The organism is Streptomyces sp. NPDC031274 (assembly GCF_055570235.1).
The window spans coordinates 1-22,876 of record NZ_JBVIHP010000053.1; the positions used below are offsets into that span (position 1 = coordinate 1).

20 protein-coding genes, 1 tRNA gene and 1 pseudogene are annotated in these 22,876 nt (G+C 68.6%); 9 read left to right on the forward strand and 13 right to left on the reverse strand.

The genetic code is table 11. From position 1 onward, the window contains the following. Positions 1-199 precede the first annotated feature (199 nt). Positions 200-273, reverse strand: a tRNA-Gly gene (locus tag ACZ5CR_RS42800). A gap of 555 nt (positions 274-828) precedes the next feature. Here ACZ5CR_RS42800 and dcd point away from each other — a divergent pair. Together dcd and ACZ5CR_RS42810 are read left to right on the forward strand one after the other, a co-directional pair. Continuing rightward, the gene (dcd, locus tag ACZ5CR_RS42805; protein WP_468868398.1) at positions 829-1,404 is read left to right on the forward strand and encodes a dCTP deaminase; all 576 of its coding nucleotides are present in this window, start codon (positions 829-831) and stop codon (positions 1,402-1,404) included. Between the two features lie 8 nt (positions 1,405-1,412). Further along, a complete protein-coding gene (locus tag ACZ5CR_RS42810; protein ID WP_468868401.1) occupies positions 1,413-1,910 on the forward strand; it encodes a phosphoribosyltransferase in 498 nt (165 codons plus the stop codon). Positions 1,911-2,025: 115 nt separating this feature from the next. On the opposite strand, the gene ACZ5CR_RS42815 is transcribed toward ACZ5CR_RS42810, so the two are convergent. The 5 genes from ACZ5CR_RS42815 to ACZ5CR_RS42835 form a co-directional block, all read right to left on the reverse strand. Next, a complete protein-coding gene (locus ACZ5CR_RS42815) occupies positions 2,026-3,021 on the reverse strand; it encodes a Yip1 family protein (protein ID WP_468868405.1) in 996 nt (331 codons plus the stop codon). 153 nt (positions 3,022-3,174) lie between these two features. Further along, positions 3,175-4,659: an FG-GAP-like repeat-containing protein gene (locus ACZ5CR_RS42820; protein WP_468868409.1), complete on the reverse strand. Its 1,485-nt coding sequence runs from the start codon at positions 4,657-4,659 to the stop codon at positions 3,175-3,177. Between the two features lie 239 nt (positions 4,660-4,898). Next, entirely contained in the window at positions 4,899-6,383 is a 1,485-nt protein-coding gene (locus ACZ5CR_RS42825) for an FG-GAP repeat protein (protein WP_468868411.1), read from the reverse strand. Between the two features lie 380 nt (positions 6,384-6,763). Beyond that, positions 6,764-8,149, reverse strand: coding sequence for an FG-GAP repeat domain-containing protein (locus ACZ5CR_RS42830; RefSeq protein WP_468868416.1), 1,386 nt, complete (start codon positions 8,147-8,149; stop codon positions 6,764-6,766). 190 nt (positions 8,150-8,339) lie between these two features. Next, positions 8,340-10,607 carry a (Fe-S)-binding protein gene (locus ACZ5CR_RS42835; RefSeq protein WP_468868418.1) on the reverse strand — a complete coding sequence of 756 codons (2,268 nt, stop codon included), beginning with the start codon at positions 10,605-10,607 and terminating at the stop codon, positions 8,340-8,342. Between the two features lie 343 nt (positions 10,608-10,950). On the opposite strand from ACZ5CR_RS42835, the gene dnaK reads away from it, so the two are divergent. The 5 genes from dnaK (at position 10,951) to ACZ5CR_RS42860 (ending at position 15,999) form a co-directional block, all read left to right on the forward strand. Next, complete coding sequence (gene dnaK / locus ACZ5CR_RS42840) at positions 10,951-12,825, forward strand: molecular chaperone DnaK (protein WP_468868420.1); 1,875 nt, start codon at positions 10,951-10,953, stop codon at positions 12,823-12,825. After that, a complete protein-coding gene (gene grpE, locus ACZ5CR_RS42845; protein ID WP_468868424.1) occupies positions 12,822-13,529 on the forward strand; it encodes a nucleotide exchange factor GrpE in 708 nt (235 codons plus the stop codon). Before dnaK ends, grpE begins: the two co-directional genes overlap by 4 nt. Before the next feature lie 41 nt (positions 13,530-13,570). After that, positions 13,571-14,785 (forward strand): molecular chaperone DnaJ, encoded by a 1,215-nt coding sequence (dnaJ, locus tag ACZ5CR_RS42850; RefSeq protein WP_468868427.1) that lies wholly within the window; start codon positions 13,571-13,573, stop codon positions 14,783-14,785. Position 14,786: 1 nt separating this feature from the next. Further along, complete coding sequence (locus ACZ5CR_RS42855; RefSeq protein ID WP_468868430.1) at positions 14,787-15,236, forward strand: heat shock protein transcriptional repressor HspR; 450 nt, start codon at positions 14,787-14,789, stop codon at positions 15,234-15,236. Between the two features lie 235 nt (positions 15,237-15,471). Next, a complete protein-coding gene (locus ACZ5CR_RS42860; protein WP_468868433.1) occupies positions 15,472-15,999 on the forward strand; it encodes a hypothetical protein in 528 nt (175 codons plus the stop codon). A gap of 90 nt (positions 16,000-16,089) precedes the next feature. Here ACZ5CR_RS42860 and ACZ5CR_RS42865 read toward each other — a convergent pair whose 3' ends face one another. The 3 genes and pseudogenes from ACZ5CR_RS42865 to ACZ5CR_RS42875 form a co-directional block, all read right to left on the reverse strand. Next, positions 16,090-16,287, reverse strand: a complete 198-nt coding sequence (locus tag ACZ5CR_RS42865) for a DUF397 domain-containing protein (protein ID WP_468868435.1) — start codon at positions 16,285-16,287, stop codon at positions 16,090-16,092. A 1-nt stretch (position 16,288) separates the two neighbouring features. After that, complete coding sequence (locus ACZ5CR_RS42870) at positions 16,289-16,951, reverse strand: DUF5753 domain-containing protein (RefSeq protein ID WP_468868462.1); 663 nt, start codon at positions 16,949-16,951, stop codon at positions 16,289-16,291. Between the two features lie 81 nt (positions 16,952-17,032). Further along, positions 17,033-17,125 (reverse strand): annotated as a pseudogene (locus ACZ5CR_RS42875) (XRE family transcriptional regulator); the annotation flags it as partial. Between the two features lie 321 nt (positions 17,126-17,446). On the opposite strand from ACZ5CR_RS42875, the gene ACZ5CR_RS42880 reads away from it, so the two are divergent. Beyond that, positions 17,447-17,914, forward strand: a complete 468-nt coding sequence (locus ACZ5CR_RS42880; protein ID WP_468868440.1) for an ATP-binding protein — start codon at positions 17,447-17,449, stop codon at positions 17,912-17,914. A 159-nt stretch (positions 17,915-18,073) separates the two neighbouring features. Here ACZ5CR_RS42880 and ACZ5CR_RS42885 read toward each other — a convergent pair whose 3' ends face one another. From ACZ5CR_RS42885 to ACZ5CR_RS42900, 4 genes are all read right to left on the reverse strand, one after another. Beyond that, the gene (locus ACZ5CR_RS42885) at positions 18,074-18,322 is read right to left on the reverse strand and encodes a hypothetical protein (protein ID WP_468868443.1); all 249 of its coding nucleotides are present in this window, start codon (positions 18,320-18,322) and stop codon (positions 18,074-18,076) included. A gap of 687 nt (positions 18,323-19,009) precedes the next feature. Beyond that, positions 19,010-19,969 (reverse strand): LuxR C-terminal-related transcriptional regulator, encoded by a 960-nt coding sequence (locus ACZ5CR_RS42890; protein ID WP_468868448.1) that lies wholly within the window; start codon positions 19,967-19,969, stop codon positions 19,010-19,012. Positions 19,970-20,056: 87 nt separating this feature from the next. Next, positions 20,057-21,043: a helix-turn-helix transcriptional regulator gene (locus ACZ5CR_RS42895; RefSeq protein WP_468868450.1), complete on the reverse strand. Its 987-nt coding sequence runs from the start codon at positions 21,041-21,043 to the stop codon at positions 20,057-20,059. 27 nt (positions 21,044-21,070) lie between these two features. Beyond that, positions 21,071-22,054, reverse strand: a complete 984-nt coding sequence (locus tag ACZ5CR_RS42900; protein ID WP_468868455.1) for a helix-turn-helix transcriptional regulator — start codon at positions 22,052-22,054, stop codon at positions 21,071-21,073. Positions 22,055-22,370: 316 nt separating this feature from the next. Between ACZ5CR_RS42900 and ACZ5CR_RS42905 the strand changes: the two genes are divergently transcribed. Then, positions 22,371-22,739, forward strand: a complete 369-nt coding sequence (locus ACZ5CR_RS42905) for a hypothetical protein (RefSeq protein ID WP_453537089.1) — start codon at positions 22,371-22,373, stop codon at positions 22,737-22,739. Positions 22,740-22,876 lie beyond the last annotated feature (137 nt).

Below are 22,876 nucleotides of genomic sequence, written 5' to 3' on the forward strand. Positions count from 1 at the left end.
CCCCAGGCCATCCGTTCGACAAGGGGAGGTAGTCATGCCAACTCCGAAGGCCGGTAACCCCATTGCGGGGCTACGAAGAAGGTAATGGGGGGGGGACCCGTAACCGACCGGTGCGGCTCCTGAAGGACGGTTCGATCGCGGCGGTCAGCTCAGCAAAAGAACCCCCGGGTCGATGACCTGGGGGTTCTGTTTCTTCTCCTGGAGCGGGTGACGAGAATCGAACTCGCACTCTCAGCTTGGGAAGCTGATGTTCTACCACTAAACTACACCCGCGAAAACACCGTCTGTGGCGGTGTCGTAACGTCGCACACTCTACCTCATCCCAGGCCCCGGGCGCTTTTGCCCCGGGGTCTTCGTGCTGTCCGGGGCGTGGATGCCTCAGCGGGGTGCGGGAGTTGGGGCGTACCGTGAAGGGCCGGAGTGCCGCCTGGAGGGGCGCCCTATTCGTCCCGTAATGTGGCCTCTCGTCGTCGGCTCGCTCGCGAGCGGAGTGCGGCGAGCTACGAGCTCAACTACGGCTTTGGGGAAGGGACTCGAGGACTTGATGGAGCGCACCGTCGTCCGATGTGCCGAAGGGCACGTGTTCAGCACTGCTTCGTTCCCGATGCAGAAGGCCGACCGGCTCGGACCCGGCCGTCTCATCCGCTGTCCACGCTGCGCCCGATTGCGGCATGCCGTGCCGGTCGCGTCGCAGAAGCGGTAGCGGTAGCGGGGGAGCGGGAAAGCAGACAACGCGAAAGCGGAGAAGCAGAGAAGCAGAGAACAACAGGTAGCGCGCGCGGGGCGTCCGATTGGGGCGGGCCCGCGCGCTCTGCGTATCCTCGGTGCGTGCTTCTCTCAGACAAGGACATCCGGGCCGAGATCGACGCCGGACGAGTACGGATCGATCCGTACGACGAATCCATGGTGCAGCCCTCAAGCATCGATGTGCGGCTCGACCGCTACTTCCGGGTGTTCGAGAATCACCGCTACCCACACATCGACCCCTCCGTGGAGCAGGCCGACCTGACGCGGCTCGTCGAGCCCGAGGGCGACGAGCCGTTCATCCTGCACCCCGGTGAGTTCGTGCTCGCCTCGACGTACGAGGTCATCAGCCTCCCCGATGACCTCGCCAGCAGGCTCGAGGGGAAGTCCAGCCTGGGGCGGCTCGGGCTCGTCACGCACTCCACCGCCGGCTTCATCGACCCCGGTTTCTCCGGGCACGTGACGCTCGAGCTGTCGAATCTCGCGACGTTGCCCATCAAGCTGTGGCCCGGAATGAAGATCGGGCAACTGTGCCTGTTCCGGCTGACCTCGCCCGCCGAGGAGCCTTACGGCTCGGAGCGGTACGGATCGCGTTACCAAGGGCAGCGCGGGCCGACCGCCTCCCGTTCCTTCCTCAATTTCCATCGAACCCAGGTGTGACATTCAGCATGAGTGACGTGCGCGAGAACCTTACGTACGAGAAGTTCGGCGGCGCGGTGCGCGAGCTCGCGCAGACCATCGCCGACGACGGGTACCGGCCCGACGTCATCATCTCCATCGCCCGCGGTGGCGTCTTCGTCGCGGGCGGGCTCGCGTACGCGCTCGACTGCAAGAACATCCACCTGGTGAACGTGGAGTTCTACACGGGGGTCGGCACGACCCTGGAGATGCCGGTCATGCTGGCGCCCGTGCCGAACGCGATCGACTTCACCGACAAGAAGGTGCTCATCGCCGATGACGTCGCCGACACCGGCAAGACGCTGAAGCTCGTGCACGACTTCTGCCTCGACCACGTGGCCGAGGTGCGCAGCGCGGTGATCTACGAGAAGTCGCAGTCGCTCGTGAAGTGCGAGTACGTCTGGAAGCGCACCGACGACTGGATCAACTTCCCGTGGAGCGTCGAGGCGCCGGTGGTGCGGCGCGACGGGCAGGTTCTGGACGCCTGAGGTCTGAGCGAACAGACGCCTGAGGTCTGAGCGAACAGAGGACGGGCCCCGGCGGATCACTCCGCCGGGGCCCGCCCTCTGTTCGCACCTCGCTACGTCGCCAGAACGTATCCGGCTAGAACGTACCCAGCTTGATGATCGCGAGCAGCGCGAGCAGCTGGATCGACGCCGCGCCCAGTGCCTTCGGCCACGGCAGGTCGTGCGACTTGCTCACCATCGCCGTGAGCAGCGCGCCCGCCGCGACCCAGGTCACCCAGCCGAGCAGCTGGACGAAGGTCTGGCCGCCGCCGAAGAACATCGCGACGACCACGCGGGGCGCGTCCGTGATCGACATGATCAGCATGGAGAGGCCGACCGTCGGCTGCCAGGCGCCGGCGCCGCCGAGCTGGCGGGCGAGGGAGTGGGTGACCACGCCGAGGATGAAGGCGCTGATCGTGATCGCGACCGCCGTCGTCAGGACGTACGGAACGGCCGTCGAGAGGGTGGCGCTGATGGCGTCCTCGCGGGCGCCGTCGAATCCGAAGATCGCGAGCAGGCCGTAGAGGAACGTCACGATGATGGCCGGGGCCCACATCGCGTAGTCGCGCATCTGCAGGAAGGTCGGCCCCGGGCTCATCACGATGCCGCGCAGCAGGTCCTTCCAGTGCAGGCGCGGGCCCACGGGCGGTGGGGCGGTCTGGCCCGCGCGGTAGGTGTCGCCCTGGTTGTACGGGTCCTCACTTACGGAGAAGGCCTGGGTGTGACCGGGGTTGTTGGCGGCGTACGGGTCGAAGCCGCCCTGGCCGCCGCCTTGTCCCCCCTGGCCGCCCTGGCCCCCGTGTCCCGGGCCGCCCTGGCCGCCGAAGTACTCCGGCTCACCGTGATTGCCGTGGTTGCCGCCCGCCTGCGGCCACTGCTGCCCGCCGTACCCGCCCCGGCCGCCGCCCTGCCCCTGGCCGTACGGCGGCTGACCGCCGTACTGCTGGGAGGGCGGCTGAGGGTAGCCGTACGGAGGCTGCTGGCCCTGGGGGGCCTGAGCCTGCTGTCCGTACGGCTCCTGCCGCGGTCGTTGTTGGGGGCGTGCTTGCGGGGTGCGGTTGTCCCGGCCGCGTCCGATCCTGAATCCAGCCACGAATCGAACGTACCTGGTCTGGAGGGCCGGGGTCGTCCCTCCTCGGGAGGAGAGCGCGCTTTGCCGCTGACCTGTGACAACCCTTAGGGGGACCCTGAGGGGTTTTCCCCAGGGTCGGCAGGACCGGCCAGGGCGAAGGGAGGGGCGGGTTCGCTAGTGGCCGAGCACCGCTCCGTACGCCGGCGGGTCCAAAGAGGCGGGCAGGCCAATGGAGTTCGGGGTGACGACCGAGCCGCCGGCCTTCGCGCCGGGCAGGTCCCAGACGCCGCCCGCGGCGGAGTTCTCACCGGGCGCCCCGACGGACAGGTCCGGGGCGCCGTCGCCGTTGTGATCGCCGAAGGCCAGCGCCGCGCCGAAGAGGTCGCCCGCTTCGGCGCCGCCCGGGATGCCGGGCGAGTTCTGCTGGTACGCGACCGTGCCCGCGTTCGCCGCGCCCGCCGGGTCGAGCAGGCCCATCTCGCCGCCCTTCAGGACGGTGACGCTGCCTGCCTTGGCCGCGCTGCCGATGGCCTCGCCGGGTGCGCCCGCGATCAGGTCGTCGTGGCCGTCGGCGTCGATGTCCGCCACGGCGAGCGCGTCGCCGAAGCCGTCACCCGTCTCGGCGACGCCGGGCATGCCCGCGGTGTCCTGGTTGAACGTCTGCTGCTCCCAGCCGAAGCTGCCGTTGGCGTCGCCGAAGCGGATGTGGATGGCGCCGCCCTTGGTGAGCTCCTCCGGACCGCACGGGTCGTCGATGTTCTCGTCGGCGATCTCGCGGCAGTCGCCGAGAGCGAGGTCGTCGTAGCCGTCGCCGTTGAAGTCACCGGCGGCGAGGGCGTTCGCGGCGCCGTTGGAGTTGTTCCAGAAGTTGCGCATGGAGCCCTCGTCCTTGTTCCAGCCGTAGAGGCGGATGTGGGACTGGGTGTAGGGCTGGTTCTTCGTGTAGTAGCCGAGGGCGAGGTCGTCGAGCCCGTCGTTGTCGAAGTCGCCGGTCGTCATGACGGGGGCGCGCCCGCCCATGCGGTCGGACATGAGGGGCTCGGTGCGGGCCGCGAGCGGGTTGAAGTTGGCGACGATCTGGTCCTTGCCGCCGATCGCGAGATCGACGTCGGTGTCGCCGGTGAAGTCGGCGGCGACCAGGGCGTTTCCGTACGCGTCCTTCGACTTGGCACCGCGTGCGGCGGTGTTGGCCACGGCGAAGCCGTCGCCGGTGCCGTACAGGACGGTGACGGAACCGGCGTCGGTCTTGCCGTCGATGTCCTCGCCGGGCGCGCCGATCACGAGGTCCGCGTACTTGTCGTCGTCCACATGCGCGGCCACGACCGCGCCCCCGAACCGGTCACCGGCCTCCGGGGTGCCGGGCACCTCGACGGTGGCCTGCGTGATGCGCCGCACGCTGTGCGGCCCCGGCCCGCCCTCCGCGCCGAACACGACGCTCACGGCCCCGGCCTTGGCCTTGCCGCCGACGGTGGCACTGGGCACGCCGACGAAGAGGTCGTCGTAGCCGTCGCCGTTGAAGTCGGCGGTGAGTGGGGCGGCGGCGCGCGGGGCGGCGGGTGCGGCAGCGGGTGCGGCGCTCGCGGTGGCCGCGAAGGGGAGGGTGAGGCCGGTCGCGGCCAGGGCGGTGGCTGCCGCGAGGGCGAGTGTGCGTGTGTGCACGGGGACTCCAACTCGTCGAGATGTCAGGTGTGTTGGCCTATCGGTGTGTCCGTGGGACATGCATGCGGGGGCGAGCAGAGAACTCCGATGGAGAGAGCTTCGACGGAGAGAGCTTCGACGGAGCGAGCTCCGATGGAGAGCGCCGGGTCCGCGACGAGAGAGAACGCGGGCCCGGCAACCGAAAGGTTGAGCGAGAGATCGGGAGATCGGGAGATCGGGAGTGGGAAAGAACGCCGGTGCTAGTCGGCGAAGTTGGTGCCGAGGCGCGGTGTGCCCGAGGCCGAGATGCCGACCGTGGACGTGTAGACGCCGGAGGTGCCCGCGAGGGTGCCGTCGGGGCGGGCGCCCAGGGCGTAGAACGCGCCGTTGGAGCCGTTCTCGCCGGACGCGCCGACGGTGACGTCGCCCCGGCCGTCGGCGTTCAGGTCGTCGATGTGGACGTCGGACCCGAAGAAGTCGTTCTTCTCGTTGGTGTTGGGGACGCCGGGAGAGTTCTGGCTGTACAGGACGGCGCCCTTGGTGGAGAGGCCGGAGCCGTCCGACGCGCCGTAGATGACGGTGACCGAGCCCGCGTCGGCGACTCCGTCCAGGTTTTCGCCGGGGGTGCCCACGACCAGGTCGAGGTGGCCGTCGCCGTTGACGTCGCCGAGGTCGAGCTCCTCGCCGAAGTAGTCGCCCTTCTCGCCGCCGCCCGGGATGCCCGCCGAGTCCTGGGTGATGGCCTGGCTTTCGCCGTACGGGCCGTTCGCGTTGCCCTTGACGACGTACACCGTGCCGCCCTTGTTGGCGCCGTCGATGCCCTCGTCCCAGGTGAGGCCGATGATGACGTCGCCGTAACCGTCGCCGTCCGTGTCGCCGACGTCGGTGATGTGACCGGCGGGCAGCCGCTGCACGCCCCTCGTGGTGACGCCGTTCGCGCTGCCGGGCAGCCACAGGTTGGCGTTGTAGTCGTCGGCGGTGGAGAAGCCGTTGACGAGCAGGTCGTCCTTGCCGTCGCCGTTGACGTCCCCGGAGTGCAGGTTGAAGGGGCCCGCGTCCTCGCCGCCGTGGATGGGCGGGAGCACGGTGTAGCGGCCGCCGGTGGAGCCGCTGCGCCTGATGCCGCCGTCGAGGATGTCGATGGTGGCGGCGCCCGACGCGCCGACGGCGAGGTCGTCCTTGCCGTCGCCGTCGAAGTCACCCGCCTGGAGGGGGCCGCCGAACCGGTCGTGCTTGGTGGGGCGCGGGTCCTTGACCGTGGAGCCGCCGGAGAGGCCGCTCGGGGAGCCCCACAGGACCTGGACCGTGCCGCCGTCCACGTCGCTGCCGACGTCCTCGCCGACGGCGCCGACGGCGAGGTCGTCGTAGCCGTCGCCGTCGAAGTCTCCGTACGCGGTGTCGGCGCCGAAGATGTCGCTCTTCTCGGCGGTGCCGGGGACGCCCGCGCTGTTCTGGCTGTAGGTGACGTGGCGCTGCGCGGCGCCGCCGTACGTGACGACGACCTGGCCCGCCTTGTCCTTGCCGCCCACGTTGGCGTGCGGGGCGGAGGTGGCGATGTCGGCCGCGCCGTCGCCGTTGAAGTCGGCGTCGTCGGGCTGGACGGCGGCGGTGGGCTGCGCCGCGGTCGCCGTGCCGCCGGTGAGGGTGAGGAGTCCGCCTGTGAGCGCGGCGGCGGTCGCCGTGGCCGCCACGAGGCGGCCGCGTCTGGATCGGGGGAGCGGGGAAGTGCGCTTGTGCTTCGGCATTCCGTGGGTCTCCTGCTGCATGCGGGGATGTCTGGCGGACATCCGCAGTCGATGGGGTGCCGGGCAGGAGGTTCGCCGGTTCGCCGCGTGTTGGCCCTGGCGTCACGTCCTGTTTTGGCGACAGGGAGACCCGTGAAGGAGGGTAAGGGTTGTATGCAGGGCGGGAGTTGGGGGTTTTGTGCGTGTTCGGGTTGCTGCCCTCACCGGGCGGCCCGAGGGTCCGGCCCTCCGGCTCGAGGGTCCGGCCCTCCGGCCCGAGGGGCCGTCCCGACGCCGCTTCCCGGTGCCGCCCCGAGCCGCGCCCTCACGCCCCGCTCCAACTCTCCGCCCCGAGCCGCACCCTCACGCCCCGCCCCAACTCTCCGCCCCGAGCCCCGCTCTTACGCCCCGTCCCCCATCGCCAGGAACTCCGCCGTGGAGAAGGTCAGTTCAGGCTTGCGCGCGATCAGGTCGGCCTTCACTCCCGGGTACACCCCCACCGTGTCCTCGCCGTCCCCGCGATACGTCCGAAGGACCAGGTCGTCACGCTTGTCGCCGTTGAAGTCCGCGATGGCGAGGACCTGCGTGGTGCCCTTCGCGGAGGGGGTCACGAGCGCCGACGCGTTCGTGTCGAGCTTCGTCGTACGTCCCCTGAAGACCCGCACCTCGCCGGTGCCGCCCCCGTCCCCGCTGCCGCCGCCGCTCAGGATCAGCTCGCTCAGGCCGTCGCCGTCGAAGTCGCCGGTGTCCACGGCCACGTTCTTCGACTCCATGGTGCCGCGCTGCGTGCCGGGCACGTCGTAGCGCAGGGCGACCCCGTTCGGGCCCGCGACGGCCGCGTCCATGCCCTTGCCCCTGCCGAAGCGACCGAACGCGATGTCCGTGCCGGAGGGGAAGAGGACGCCGGTCTCGGCGGGGCCCTTCGGGCCGCCCAGGACGAGGGCGCCGGCCGCGGCGCCGGACGCGCCCGCCGCCTTGCGGACGACGAGGTCGTCGTAGCCGTCGCGGTCCACGTCCGTGGCCTTGCCGGTGACGAGGTCGTTCCCGGGCGCGGCGAGCGGCTTGCCCGCGGCGCGCGGGGCACCGTTCCGTTTGAACGGGCCGCGCAGGAACGTGAGCCGGGCGCCGCTCGCGTGCAGGACGAGGTCGTTCGCGCCGTCACCGTCGAAGTCCCCGCACACCGGCTGGTCGGCCCAGTCGTTGCCGAAGCGGGCCTGCGCGGGCACCTTCACCTTCACGGCCTTGCCCTTCAGGCCCTGGGGCGAGCCGAAGAGGATCTGGAGCGGCACGGGCGGCTGGCCGAGGCCGTCGTAGGGCGGATCGGTGGAGACGAGCAGATCGGTGAACCCGTCCTTGTCGAGGTCGCAGGACGCCTCCGACTCGAAGGACGCGGGCAACTCGCCCTTGGTGCGTGCCCCGTTGGCCCGCGCGCTCAGCAACTGCCGTGCGCCCGGCCGCAGTCCGGTCCTTGCGCCGTAGACGACGCCGATGCCCGCGTCGTCGCCGTGACCCTCGTGCACCAGGTCGTCCAGTACGAGATCGGGGGCGCCGTCACCGTTGAAGTCGTCGTCGACCTTGCTGCCCTTGCCGCGGGGTACGGGCAGCTGTGCCGCGCTCTTGCCCGCCATGCTGACGGGCCGGTCTTGGGCGTCGGGCTTGTCCGTGCCGTCGCCGCCCCCGCACCCGGCGAGCAGCAGCGCGCAGCTGACGACGGCGGCCGTACCCACGACACCGCCGCGCCGCGTCCGTCTGACGCCACGTATGCCATGTGTTCCGGCACTCCGCATGCCCATCACCCGCCCCGACCGCCCCAACCGACAACAACCAGCACATGATGCCCCCCTTCCGCACAGTAGGAAAGGCCGGTCCCGCCCTGAGGGCGGAACCGGCCTGAACGCCTGGCGGCGTGCCTGCTCGTTGGCCTGCTCGTGGCCTGCACGCGGTCTGCGTGAGGCCTGCGCGAGGCCCGCGTACGGACTACTTCACCGGGGCGGGCTCCGGCTCGTCCGCGGTCTCCGACTCACCGGCGGGGTCCACCGGCGTCTTCACGGATTCGAGCAGCAACTGCGCGACGTCCACGACCTGGAGGGACTCCTGGGCCTTGCCGTCGTTCTTCTTGCCGTTGACGGAGTCGGTGAGCATCACCAGACAGAACGGGCAGGCCGTCGACACGATGTCGGGGTTGAGGCTGAGCGCCTCGTCGACCCGCTCCGTGTTGATGCGCTTGCCGATCCGCTCCTCCATCCACATCCGCGCGCCACCGGCACCGCAGCAGAAGCCGCGCTCCTTGTGGCGGTGCATCTCCTGCTGGCGCAGGCCCGGGACGGCGGACATGATCTCGCGCGGCGGCGTGTAGATCTTGTTGTGCCGACCGAGGTAGCACGGGTCGTGGTAGGTGATGAGGCCCTCGACGGGCGTCACCGGGATGAGCTTGCCCTCGTCGATGAGGTGCTGGAGCAGCTGCGTGTGGTGGATGACCTCGTAGTCGCCGCCGAGCTGCGGGTACTCGTTGCCGAGCGTGTTGAGGCAGTGCGGGCAGGTCGCGACGATCTTCTTGGCCGTCTTCGGCTTCTTGGTCGCCGGGTCCTCGTCGTCCTCGCCGTACGCCATGTTCAGCATGGCCACGTTCTCCTGGCCGAGCTGCTGGAACAGCGGCTCGTTGCCCAGGCGGCGTGCGGAGTCACCGGTGCACTTCTCGTCGCCGCCCATGATCGCGAACTTGACGCCCGCCATGTTGAGCAGCTCGGCGAAGGCCTTGGTGGTCTTCTTCGCCCGGTCCTCCAGGGAGCCCGCGCAGCCGACCCAGTAGAGGTACTCGACCTCGGTGAGGTCCTCGATGTCCTTGCCGACGACCGGCACCTCGAAGTCGAGCTCCTTGAGCCACTCCAGGCGCTGCTTCTTCGCCAGGCCCCAGGGGTTGCCCTTCTTCTCCAGGTTCTTGAGCATCGTCCCGGCCTCGGACGGGAACGCGCTCTCGATCATCACCTGGTAGCGGCGCATGTCGACGATGTGGTCGATGTGCTCGATGTCCACCGGGCACTGCTCGACGCAGGCGCCGCAGCTGGTGCAGGACCACAGGACGTCGGGGTCGATGACGCCGTTCTCCTCGGCGGTGCCGATGAGGGGGCGCTCGGCCTCGGCGAGAGCGGCGGCCGGAACGTCCTTGAGCTGCTCCTCCGTCGCCTTCTCGTTGCCCTCCATGTCCTTGCCGCCACCGGCGAGCAGGTACGGGGCCTTGGCGTGCGCGTGGTCGCGCAGCGACATGATCAGGAGCTTGGGGGAGAGCGGCTTGCCGGTGTTCCAGGCGGGGCACTGCGACTGGCAGCGACCGCACTCGGTGCACGTACTGAAGTCGAGGAGGCCCTTCCAGGAGAACTGCTCGACCTGGCTGACGCCGAAGACGTCGTCCTCGCCCGGGTCCTCCCAGTCGATCGGCTTGCCGCCGGACGTCATGGGCTGGAGCTCGCCGAGGGTCGTGGAGCCGTCCGCGTCGCGCTTGAACCAGATGTTCGGGAAGGCGAGGAAGCGGTGCCAGGCGACGCCCATGTTGGTGTTGAGCGCGACGGTGATCATCCAGATGAAGGACGTCGCGATCTTCACCATGGCGAAGAAGTACGTGAGGTTCTGCAGCGTGGAGAGGTCCATGCCGCCGAACCACGAGACGAACGGGTACGAGATGAAGAACGACGCCTCGTAGCTGTCCACGTGGTGCTGGGCACCCTCAAGGGCGTGCAGCGCGAAGATGCAGACGCCGACGATGAGGATGACGGCCTCGACGAAGTACGCCTGGCCCTTCTTCGAGCCCGCGAACCGGGACTTGCGGCCCGGCTTGTCGGGGTTGCTCAGCTGCCTGATGACGATCAGCGTCACGATGCCGACGATGGTCATCGTGCCGATGAACTCGACGAACATGTTGTACGGGGCCCACTCGCCGATGATCGGCAGCATCCAGTCGGCCTTGAAGAGCTGGCCGATGGCGTTGACGATGGTCAGGAGCAGCGAGAGGAAGCCCACCGCCACGAACCAGTGCGCGACGCCGACGACGCCCCAGCGGTTCATGCGGGTGTGGCCGAGGAACTCCTTGGCCACGGTGACGGTGCGCTGCACGGGCTGATCGGTGCGGGTCCCGGCGGGTACGGGCTGACCGAGCCGCATGTACTGGACGATCTGCACGATGGCACGGCCGAACAGCGCGACGCCGACCGCGATTAGGACCAGCGACACGATGATCGCGGCGAGTTGCATTTGGGGGCTCCTCGGGCCTGCGAGGCGAACTATTACTAAGCGGTAACTTATGCAGTCCGTCTGAGACTACCCACTTACTCAGCCGCACTGTAGCCAGCGAGGCGGTGATCTGCGTCGCTCAGGCAACCCTTGCCGCGCATGGCGCCCCAAAGGGGCGCGGGGAACTGCGCGACCAGCCACATTCGGCCCGCAGGCCAAGGGCGTGGTTCCAGCCAGGGGACCTAGTTGCGCGTAAGGGCGGGATAAGAGTTGAGCCCCCTAGACTCACATCTGTTGACGCAAGCGCAGCGACCATGCATCCTTGAGTCAGATCCACTCAAGAAGTACCTCTGGAGGAACCGAAATGGCACGTGCGGTCGGCATCGACCTGGGCACGACTAACTCTGTCGTCAGCGTTCTTGAAGGCGGCGAGCCCACCGTCATCACCAACGCCGAGGGCGCCAGGACCACGCCGTCCGTCGTCGCCTTCGCGAAGAACGGTGAGGTCCTGGTAGGCGAGGTCGCCAAGCGCCAGGCAGTCACGAACGTCGACAGGACCATCCGCTCGGTCAAGCGCCACATGGGCACTGACTGGAAGGTGGACATCGACGACAAGGGGTTCAACCCCCAGCAGATCTCCGCGTTCATCCTGCAGAAGCTGAAGCGCGACGCCGAGTCGTACCTGGGCGAGAAGGTGGCCGACGCGGTCATCACCGTCCCCGCGTACTTCAACGACTCGGAGCGCCAGGCGACGAAGGAGGCCGGCGAGATCGCGGGCCTGAACGTCCTGCGCATCGTCAACGAGCCGACGGCCGCCGCTCTGGCGTACGGCCTCGACAAGGACGACCAGACGATCCTCGTCTTCGACCTCGGTGGCGGCACCTTCGACGTGTCCCTCCTGGAGATCGGCGACGGCGTCGTCGAGGTGAAGGCCACGAACGGCGACAACCACCTCGGTGGTGACGACTGGGACCAGCGCGTCGTCGACTACCTGGTCAAGCAGTTCAACAACGGCCACGGCGTGGACCTCTCCAAGGACAAGATGGCGCTCCAGCGCCTGCGCGAGGCGGCCGAGAAGGCCAAGATCGAGCTGTCCTCCTCCACGGAGACCTCGATCAACCTGCCGTACATCACGGCGTCCGCCGAGGGCCCGCTGCACATGGACGAGAAGCTCACGCGCTCTCAGTTCCAGCAGCTCACGTCCGACCTGCTTGAGCGGTGCAAGAACCCGTTCAACAACGTCATCAAGGACGCGGGCATCCAGCTCTCCGAGATCGACCACGTCGTTCTCGTCGGTGGCTCCACCCGTATGCCCGCCGTCGCGGAGCTCGTCAAGGAGCTGACCGGCGGCCAGGACGCGAACAAGGGCGTGAACCCGGACGAGGTCGTCGCCATCGGCGCCGCCCTCCAGGCCGGTGTCCTCAAGGGCGAGGTCAAGGACGTCCTGCTCCTCGACGTCACCCCGCTGTCCCTCGGTATCGAGACCAAGGGAGGGATCATGACCAAGCTCATCGAGCGCAACACCACGATCCCGACCAAGCGCTCCGAGATCTTCACGACGGCCGAGGACAACCAGCCGTCCGTCCAGATCCAGGTCTACCAGGGCGAGCGAGAGATCGCGGCGTACAACAAGAAGCTCGGAATGTTCGAGCTCACCGGTCTGCCGCCCGCCCCGCGCGGTGTCCCGCAGATCGAGGTCGCCTTCGACATCGACGCCAACGGCATCATGCACGTGACGGCCAAGGACCTCGGCACCGGCAAGGAGCAGAAGATGACCGTCACCGGCGGCTCCTCGCTGCCGAAGGACGAGGTCGACCGCATGCGCCAGGAGGCCGAGCAGTACGCGGACGAGGACCACAAGCGCCGCGAGGCCGCCGAGTCCCGCAACCAGGGCGAGCAGCTCGTCTACCAGACGGAGAAGTTCCTCACCGACAACGCGGACAAGGTCCCCGGTGACGTGAAGACCGAGGTCGAGTCCGCCGTCGAAGAGCTGAAGGAGAAGCTCAAGGGCGAGGACACGGCGGAGATCCGCACGGCCACCGAGAAGGTCGCGGCCGTCTCCCAGAAGCTGGGCCAGGCCATGTACGCGGACGCTCAGGCCGCCGGCGGCGAGGGCGCTGCCCCGGGTGCCGAGGGCGCCGAGGCCCCGAACATGTCCAAGGACAAGGACGACGACGTGGTCGACGCCGAGATCGTCGACGACGAGAAGCCGAACGACGCGAAGGGCGGCGCCGCATGACCGAGGAGACTCCGGGCTTCGGCGACAACGCCGAGAAGCCCGACGTCCCCTCCGGCGCCACCCCCGATGACGCCGCGTCGCTGGCCGCCGAGCCCTCCACCGAGGAGGGCCCGGCGGCCCCGGCCGGGGACGCAGCAAGCAGTACGACAGCTCAGGACGTGGGCCTGACCGCGCAGCTCGACCAGGTGCGTACGGCGCTCGGCGAGCGCACGGCGGACCTCCAGCGGCTGCAGGCGGAGTATCAGAACTACCGCCGTCGTGTGGAGCGGGACAAGGTGACGGTCAAGGAGATCGCCGCGGCGAACCTCCTGGGCGAGCTCCTGCCGAGCCTCGACGACATCGGCCGCGCCCGTGAGCACGGCGAGCTGGTCGGCGGGTTCAAGTCGGTGGCGGAGTCCCTTGAGACGGTCGTCGCCAAGATGGGCCTCCAGCAGTTCGGCAAGGAGGGCGAGCCCTTCGACCCGACGATCCACGAGGCCCTGATGCACTCGTACGCGCCCGACGTCACCGAGACGACGTGCGTCGCGATCCTGCAGCCCGGGTACCGCATCGGTGAGCGCACCATCCGCCCCGCGCGGGTGGCCGTGGCCGAACCGCAGCCGGGCGCGCAGACGGTCAAGGGCGAGGCCGAGACCGCTGCTTCCACGGACTCCGCCGACGCGGCGGAGGACAAGGAGACCGGTGGCGGCCCGGACGAGGGCTGACGTATCGGAGTTGTTGTGAAGCGAGAGGAGGGACGTCGGGGATGAGCACCAAGGACTTCATCGAGAAGGACTACTACAAGGTCCTCGGCGTCCCCAAGGACGCCACCGAAGCCGAGATCAAGAAGGCGTACCGGAAACTCGCCCGCGAGAACCACCCGGACGCCAACACGGGCAACGTGAAGGCCGAGGAGCGCTTCAAGGAGATCTCCGAGGCGAACGACGTCCTCGGGGACCCCAAGAAGCGCAAGGAGTACGACGAAGCGCGTGCTCTCTTCGGCAACGGCGGCTTCAGGGCCGGTCCCGGAGGCGGCGGCACCGGAGGCTCGTTCAACTTCGACCTGGGCGACCTCTTCGGAGGCGGCGCCCCGGGTGGCGGTGGAGCGGGCGGTGCCGGCGGCGCGGGTGGCTTCGGGGGCGGTCTGGGTGACGTCTTCGGGGGCCTGTTCAACCGAGGCGGCACGGGCGCGGGCGGCGCGGGCACGCGTACGCAGCCCCGGCGCGGCCAGGACATCGAGTCCGAGGTCACGCTGAGCTTCACGGAGGCGGTGGACGGGGCCACGGTCCCGCTGCGGATGTCGTCGCAGGCTCCCTGCAAGGCCTGTTCCGGCACCGGCGACAAGAACGGCACACCGCGCGTGTGCCCGACCTGCGTCGGCACGGGCCAGGTCACGCGGGGAGGCGGCGGCGGTTTCTCCCTCACGGACCCCTGCGTGGACTGCAAGGGACGTGGGCTCATCGCCCAGGACCCGTGCGAGGTCTGCAAGGGCTCGGGCAGGGCGAAGTCGTCGCGCACGATGCAGGTGCGTATCCCCGCGGGTGTCAGCGACGGCCAGCGCATCCGGCTCCGTGGCAAGGGCGGTCCCGGTGAACGGGGCGGCCCGGCGGGCGACCTGTACGTGGTCGTGCACGTCGACTCCCACAAGGTCTTCGGCCGCAAGGGCGACAACCTGACGGTGACGGTGCCGGTGACGTTCGCCGAGGCGGCACTGGGCGGCGAGGTGAAGGTCCCCACACTGGGCGGCCCGCCGGTCACCCTGAAGCTCCCTCCGGGCACCCCCAACGGTCGTACGATGCGGGCGCGGGGCAAGGGCGCGGTCCGCAAGGACGGTTCGCGGGGCGATCTGCTGGTGACGGTGGAGGTGTCGGTTCCGACATCCCTGTCCGACGCGGCGAAGGAAGCCCTGGAGTCCTACCGCGAGGCGACTGCGGACGACGATCCGCGGGCAGAACTGTTCCAGGCCGCGAAGGGAGCATGAGATGGACGGCCGTCGTCGAAATCCCTACCAGCTGACCGACGAGACGCCGGTCTACGTCATCTCGGTGGCCGCCCAGCTGAGCGGCCTCCACCCGCAGACCCTGCGCCAGTACGACCGCCTGGGCCTGGTCTCCCCGGACCGCACCGCGGGCCGCGGCCGACGTTACTCGGCCCGTGACATCGAACTGCTGCGCACGGTGCAGCAGTTGTCGCAGGAAGAGGGCATCAACCTCGCCGGCATCAAGCGCATCATCGAGCTGGAGAACCAGGTCGCGGCGCTGCAGGCGAGGGTGGTCGAGCTGGCGAGCGCCGTGGAGGGCGCGGCCACCGCGATGCAGCAGCGCGAGGCGGCGGTCCACGCGTCGTACCGACGGGACCTGGTGCCCTACCAGGACGTGCAGCAGGCGAGCGCGTTGGTGGTGTGGCGGCCGAAGAGATCGTCGGAGCAGTAGCTCAGCGAAGCTCTTAGTAATGTGGCGGGGGGGGGGGGGGGGGGGGGGGGGGGCGGGCGGCGCGGCCGGGCGTGCCCGCCCCCCCCCCGCGGGGGGGGGGAAGCAAGAAGAGGGGGGGGGGGGAGGAGGGAGGGGAGGGTGGGGGGGGGGGGGGGGGGGGGCGGGGGAAGCCCCCCCCCCCCCCCCCCCCCCCCCCCGCTGTTCTACGTTCCGTACCGGGGGAGTTGGACCGACGATGGCCATGGTGGGCCTTTTCTGGATCGCCGAGGGCGACGTGTACGTGGGCGCGAAGCCGTCGGGCCTGGCGGCGGGGGTGCGCCTGACACCGGAGGGCATCGTGGCCCTCGGCGACAAGCAGGCGGCGTTCTACCCTTGGGACGAGGTGCGCGCCCTGACGGTCGAGGACGCCCCCGTGAAGTCGCTGAAGCGGCAGGTGGGCGTACTGGTGGACATGGCCCTCACGGTGGGCCTGGGCGGCTCGGACGACGCCCCGGCGATGACGGTACGGCTCACGAGGAGGGCGGCGGGCTCAGAGCAGACGGAGCTGACGGAGCTGACGGAACTGACGGCGTACGTGGCCGCGGCGACGGGCTACTCCCAGGCGGAGCACGACCTGTCGCTGACGCTCCTGTCCCGCATGACGGAGGGCGAGGCGACCCTGCGCACGACGCTGGCGGCGATGGCGGAGTGGGGCCGGGCGCGGGAGGGCGGTTCGCCCCGGGCGGGGGAGCGGGAGGGGCTGCTGCGTTCGTGGGCGGCTTAGGGCGGTTGCAGAAAAGTCCCACGCGCTGCTGCTGGCTCACCGCGCTGACGTGCGGGAACGCGGGCGGGGGTTGGGACTTTCTTGCAGCGGCTAGCCGACTCGCGGGGGGTTGGTCCGGTGGGTGAGGGATTTTAGGAGTGCGGATAGTTGGGTGGGGGTTGTTGTCAGGGTTGTCGTTGGGGATTCGCTCTCGTGTAGGTGGATCGTTCCGTCGGGGGCGGTGGCTATGTAGAGGCAGTTCGCTTGGTCCTCGCTGAACGTTGACTTCTGCCAGTCGAGTTGGGGCATCTCAGATCTCCTGGAGGCTGTAGAACAGGTGCTGGATCAGACTCAGGGAGTCGCGTGAATCGTGTGCGGACGCGGGCACTCTCGCGTCCAGAGGCGGCAGGGCTGTGGTGGAGAGGCGGGCGAACCGTGCCGTGTACTTGTCCACCGCCTCGCGCTCGTGCACGTAGAGCGAGGATGCCGGAGTCTCGACGAGGACGGTCTTCAGTGCGGCCCCGTGGGATCCGACCAGCAGGAACGGGGTACTGAAGGCGGACAGGCCCTCTGCCGTGAACGGCAGCACCTGGATGGTCACATGGGGCAGTTCGGCCATGCGGATCAGGTGCAGCAACTGCTTGCGCATCACTGCCGCGCCGCCGAATCGCACATGCAGCGCGGCCTCGTGGATCACCGCGTGCAGAGCCGGAGGACGTTCTCGGGTGAGGATCTTCTGCCGTTCCATTCGGAACTGGACCGCACGATCGAGTTCGCTCGTGGAGCGTTCACTCTGGCTGGAGCTGAAGATCGAGCGCGTGTACTCGGCGATCTGGAGAACGCCGGGGATGAACAGTGATTCGTACGAAGACAGAGCATCCGCAGCCGCCTCCAGCTCTGCCAGGTCCAGTACGGGTTGATCGAGGACCTGGCGATATTCGGTCCACCAGCCTTTGCCGCTCTCTTCGCCCATGGAGACCAGCGCTTCGACAAGAGGTTCCCGTGTGCACCCGTATGAGTGGCAAAGAGTCCGTAGCTTGTCCGAGGGAATGGCCGTGCGCCCGGCTTCGACGTGACCCAGATGGGCCCGCCCCATGCCGATGAACTCGCCTCCCTCCGTTACGGAGTAGCAAGCCTGCTCCCGCATCTTCCGCAACTCTGCGCCTAGGCGGCGCTGTCGCTCGGTGGTGCTTGTGCGGAGTGCCAACGTGAGTCCTCTTTCCACGGGTTGGCGTCAGTGTGCCCCGCCTGAGCTGCGGGGTCCATTGATTCTGGCGAATAGGTTGCACGTGGTAACCCTGAGTCTCTACGGTAAGTATCGCAGCAGTCACTCACCGGAATCATTCAGTTCCCCCTGCCCGCAAGCCGAAAGGCACCCACCGCCCCCGGGCGTACGTGGGCAACGCCATCGCCCGGCAAGGGGCGCGCACCACCCCCCTCGCCACCCCTCCCGACGGGAGCAACCGTCATGCCCACCGACCGACCCCGCACCGCACACCGCGCAGCTCAACTGGTCTACGACTACAGCTTGTTCACCCCGGGGGACGCGACCTCCCCCAAGGTCTGCCGGGACTTCGTAGGCACGGTCCTGCGCACCCTCGACCGCGACGCTCTGGTCATGCCAGCGACTCTCTGCACCTCGGAACTCATCACGAACGTGCACCTGCACACCAAGGGCTCCGCGATGGTCCGCGTCTTCCTGACCCTCACCCGCCTGCGGGTAACCGTCTTCGACGAGAGCCAGGACCCGCCCGTCGTGACGCACCCCGCCGCCGGGGTGGCCGCCTGCTGGGGGAGAGGGCTCGCCCTGGTCGCGGAACTCGCCGACGCGTGGGGGGTCGCGGACGAGAGGGCGGGGCGGTATGCGAAGGGAGTCTGGTTCGAGCTGGGGGAGGCCGGGTCAGGGGAAGCGTTCCGCCCTCACCGCATCCGGTGAACAGGGCGAAACCGACAGCTCCCCCGGCGGACGCGTTCCGCCGGGGGAGCTGGAGGGGCCCGGCCATGGAGGCGCGGCGCCGAGGGGGTGGCGACCGCGGGGACTCATGGAAGGGCCGTCGGCCCTCGCTGAAGAGGGCCGGGCATGGGCTGCGGAGAATTAGTTGGCGTAGAAGGGGGTCAGCTCGTAGGTGTTGTCCTTGGAGCCCACCATGCAGGCCCAGTCCACGATTTCGCCCTTGGCCTTCATGTCCTTGCCGCGGGCCGTGCAGTCGTCGAGGCTGCCGGTTCCGATGATGTCCGCGCCCTGTCGCACGGCCGGCGCGGCCTGAGCCGCTCCGGCGGCGATACCGGAGAACGCCAGGACAGTGGCGCCGACAACTGCGGCCTTCTTGAGGGTCTTGCGCATTTTTCTCTCACTTTCGTGGGGGGACGCGCGCCGCGAGGCGCACGGCCGCTGCTTGAGGACGGACGCGGGAACACCACGCGATTCCGTCACACCACCCCGGGGCCGCGGTGACACGTGACATGCGGCTGGGGAGGACGACGCAGGCGGTACGTCTCGCACCTGGCACGGCCGAGGGTTCCGGCCGCGCAAAGTACTGGTGAGCTCCGGGGGTTACCCGGGCATTTGTTATGTGATCACACCGGTGGCCAGTGGTTCAAAGATCACAGAGCCCTGTTACACGCCCCTGACGAACTCGGGATAATTGTATTACCCATGGATTCGCCATCGGCGCGACGACGAGTGCGCGGCCGACCCGGTAAGGGGCGCTGTCCTGAGGCGTTGTCAACGAGCTCTATGGAGGAAGGCCTTCCTCCGCCAGGGAGTTGCTGCGGTCGCGGTGACACCGAGACCCAGAGCAATGGCGGCAACAGCCCAGCTGAAAACGTCGGTGGCCGGGTTGGACGTCCAATCCCACCAGTTGCCGGGGTACCAGACCAGAAAGAGGACCGAAGTCAGCGGGATGGCCCAGCCGAGTTGCTGCCCCAGTACATCGGCGGACAGCAGGGCGAGGCCCAGCCAGATCCACCAGCGTCATCTTGTTGTATTGCAGCTCGCTGAGGCGGGGACGAAAGGGATGAAGGTGGCCGTTTATGGGTACTGTTGAGCGTTCCCGCTGGTTCGGGCTTCTGGGCCCAGAAGTCCGGCCCGGCTTATGAGGTAGCCGAGTTGTGCTCGACTGCGGCTGTCGAGAGTGGCCGAGAGTTTGGCGATGTGGGCCCGGGTGGTGCGAACGTTCATGCCTAGGCGGGTGGCGATCTCAGTGTCCGTCAGACCCTCGGTGAGGAGAGTGGCGATGGCCCGCTGGCGGGTGGTGATGCCGTCCCGCGCGGGCGTGGGCAGGGGAGCAGGGGCTGGGTACATGGGAGTCGCCCTGCGCCAGAGGAGTTCAAAGCCTGCGGCGAGATGAGCCACAAGCGCGGGATGGCGCAGTTGTATGGCTACGTCCAGAGCCTCCCGTGTGGGGATCATTGCCACGCGCTGGTCGAAGACGAAGAGACGCTCGGGAAGTTCGTCCAGAGTGCGTACCTCGACGTTGCCCCTCAGCCTCTCGTAGTGGGCCAATGTCGCCAGCGAGTGGCGTGTCGTGTGTTGATAGAGCGTGCGTATCCGACCGCCTCGCTGGAGGAACCTCTGTTCAACCGGTCGCGAGTCGGCCAGATGACCGGGCAGCCTCTGACCGCCTGGTTGGATGATGCGGATCTCATCAGTGGTGGCTGCTGTCGTTTGGTCGATGGCTTCGTCAATGCGTGGGAACCCCTTCAGTACGGCGACTCCGGAATCGTCGGTTGAGAGAGCCGGGTTGGGGGCCACCGAGATCACCCGGTCGAATTCGCGAGCCAACTGCGCTTGGCGGTGACGCTGATGGGCGATGCCTTCCTCGACCCTCAGGAGCAGCTGCGGGAGGACGACGGAAGGTGGAACGGGGTATAGCCATAGCGTGTTGTCGGCGTCGGGGCGCAGGAGGCCGAATTCGACAAGGCAGGGAGCGCCGTCGACGTCCTGGGAGTTGATACGGCCTTCGCGTAGGGCACGGGCATACGCGTCCATGCCCGCCCCGCACAGTTCATGGGGTTCGTGTGAGTAGTGGCCCGTGGTCATATTGCCCTCGCCGCCGCTTGGTTGAAGTGCTATCCCCTAGCGTTCCTGATCGAGGAGGCCTGATTGCCCCAGGCGGAAACCGAGTTGGGCCCGGCTGCGACTGCCTACGGTGGCGGCGAGCTTGGCGATGTGTACCCGCGCGGTACGCACGTTCATACCCAGGCGGGCGGCGATTTCGGAATCGGTATGGCCTTCGATGAGAAGTCCGGCGATGGCGCGTTGGCGGGCAGTTATCCCATTCTCCGAGGGCTGGGGGACGGACTGGGGCCACATGGGGTCGGCCAGGCGCCACAGGCGGTCGAAGGTGGTGGCGAGGTAGTCGACCACGGCAGGGTGGCGAAGTTCGAGGGCCAGACTGCGGTCCTTGCTCGCCGGGATGAAGGCCACGGTCCGGTCGAAGATGAAGAGGCGTTCGGTGACTTCGTCCAGCGTGCGCACTTCGACGTCGCCGGCCAACTGTTCGTAGTGGGCGAGTACCGGCAGGGAGTGCCGGGTCGTGTGCTGGTAAAGGGTGCGAAGCCGAGCGCCGCGGGAGAGGAGCTCCTGCTCGCGGGGCAGGGTTTCAACCAGCGTCGAGGCGGGGCGTGCCCCACCTGGCTGGACCATGAGCACTTCCTCGGAGGAGTCGTCCACCGCTTGGTCTATGGCCGCGTTGATCCGGGGGAGGCCCATGAGGACGGTGATGGCGGGCGCCGCGTCGTCCGGTGCGGCCGCAGTTTCGGCAGGGCCGGAGGCGAGTGTCATCAACGGCTCGAACAGCTCCGCCAGTTCGGTTCCGCGACGCCGTTGACGTGCGATGCCGTCCTCGATGGTGCGGAGCAGGCGGGGGAGGGCGACAGCGGGCGCCGTGGGGCGTAGCCACCGCATGTCGTCGGCGTCGGGGTGCAGGAGGCCGAAGTCGATCAGGCAGGGTGTCGGCTCGGCCCGCTCGATGCGGACGCGGCCCTCACTCAGGGCCTGGGCATACAGGGCCGAGCCTGCCGCGCACAGTTCGTCGGCCTCGTGCGCATGGGCCTCCGTCATCGCGTTCCGCTCGCTCCCTGGTCGAGTTCAGTGTTCCGTGTCCAAGATCCTGGACTGGGCAATCAGGTAGCCGAGTTGAGCGCGGCTGCCGCTGCCCAGGGCGGCGGCGATCTTGGCGATGTGGGCGCGGCAGGTGCGGACGTTCATGCCGAGTCGGCGGGCGATCGCCTCGTCGACGTGGCCATCGATGAGGAGCTTGGCGATCGTGCGTTGAACGCCGGTTATGCCGTTGTGAGCCGGGCTGTACGGGGTTTCCTCGCGCAGAGGTGTCGCCTGTTGCCAGAACTGGTCGAACACGGAGACGAGGTACTCGACGAGGCCTGGATGGCGGAGTTCCAGCGCTACCTGCCGGTCACGACGGGCGGGGATGACTGCTGTCGACCGGTCGAAGATGATCATTCGGTCGATGAGTTCTTCCAGCGTCCTGACCTGGATCTGGCGGGGGTCGAGCTGCTCCAGGTAGGCGAAGACGCCAGGACCGTGGCGCACCGTGTGCTGGTAGAGCGTTCGCATGCGCACGCCGCGGTCGAGGGGTTCTCGGACGCGTGCGAGGGACTGGGAGAGCATGTCGCCGCCGCGGACGCCGCCGGGCTGGATGGTGAGTATTTCGTCCCGGCAGGCGGCCGTCGCTGCGTCCAGGGTGGCGTTGATACTCGCCAAACCCTCGAGGACCGTGATCGCGTGTGTGGCCACCGACGGCTGTGAGCTGATGTTCATGAAAGGCTCAAACACATCGGTTAGATCGATGGTGAGCTTTCTTCGGTCCCGGATCTCGCGCTCGATGGGGTGGAGGCGCTGCGCGAGTATGGCGGACGGCGGGACCGGCCGGAGCCAATTTGCGTCATCCGGATCGGGGTGCAACAACGCATATTCGACCAGGCAAGGTGCTGGTTCTATCTCGGCCCGGGCGATTCGTCCTGCACTCAGAGCGCTTGCGTAGAGGCGCGCCCCCTCATCGCACAGCTCAGTAATGGGGTGGGGATGTGTCGGTTTCGTGCTTGTTGTGAGCAATTCTCCACCCCCCAGGGTCCTGTACGTACAGGAACATGATGCATCGATCCTGTGGCCTCGACGTGCTGGATTGAGACATCGTCTTCCTGGAGCCGGGGGATAGGACCTACCAAGTGAGGACGAAGCTGACGATGTTCACGAGAATGCTTCGCTCGGCGCTAGTCATGACCGTCGCTGCTGCGGCGTTCACCCTTGCAACTGCGGGTGACGTTTCCTGGAACTCCTCAGGGGGTGCCTCGGGGAAGGGTGTTGCCACGCAGGCTGCCATGGGGGATGTCTCCTGGAATGTCCTGCCTGGGGCCGAGGGTGTCGCGTCATGAGTACTCCCCCGGATGACCGCACATTCCGCCGAGAAATGGCCACCGCCTACCGATCCGGTTGGCACTTCATCGATCTCGCCACCGCGATACCCCACGCAGGCGACTCCTTGATGGTCACGCTTCTCGGTGAGCCGGTAGTCGTCACCCGTGACGACGAGGAGGAGATCCGGGCCTACCGGTGCCTCCGCAAGCCGCGGGGCGCCCCACAGCCCGTGCGGTGTGCCATTCGGTACGGGATGGTCTTCGTCAATCTCGACCGGCGTGACCACCAGCTGGTCGGTGACCCCGGCCGGCCCGGCGAGCAGCAGGAACAGCAGAGTTCGAGCACTACAAGAGCCATCACAGCCACCCCCCGCAGCGCCTGACGCGATCCCCCGTCGTTGTACATCGCGCAGGTGCTTCCCCCAGCAGCGGGGGGGGGGGGGGGGGGGGGGGGGGGGGGGGGGGGGGGGGGGGGGGGGGGGGGGGGGGGGGGGGGGGGGGGGGGGGGGGGGGGGGGGGG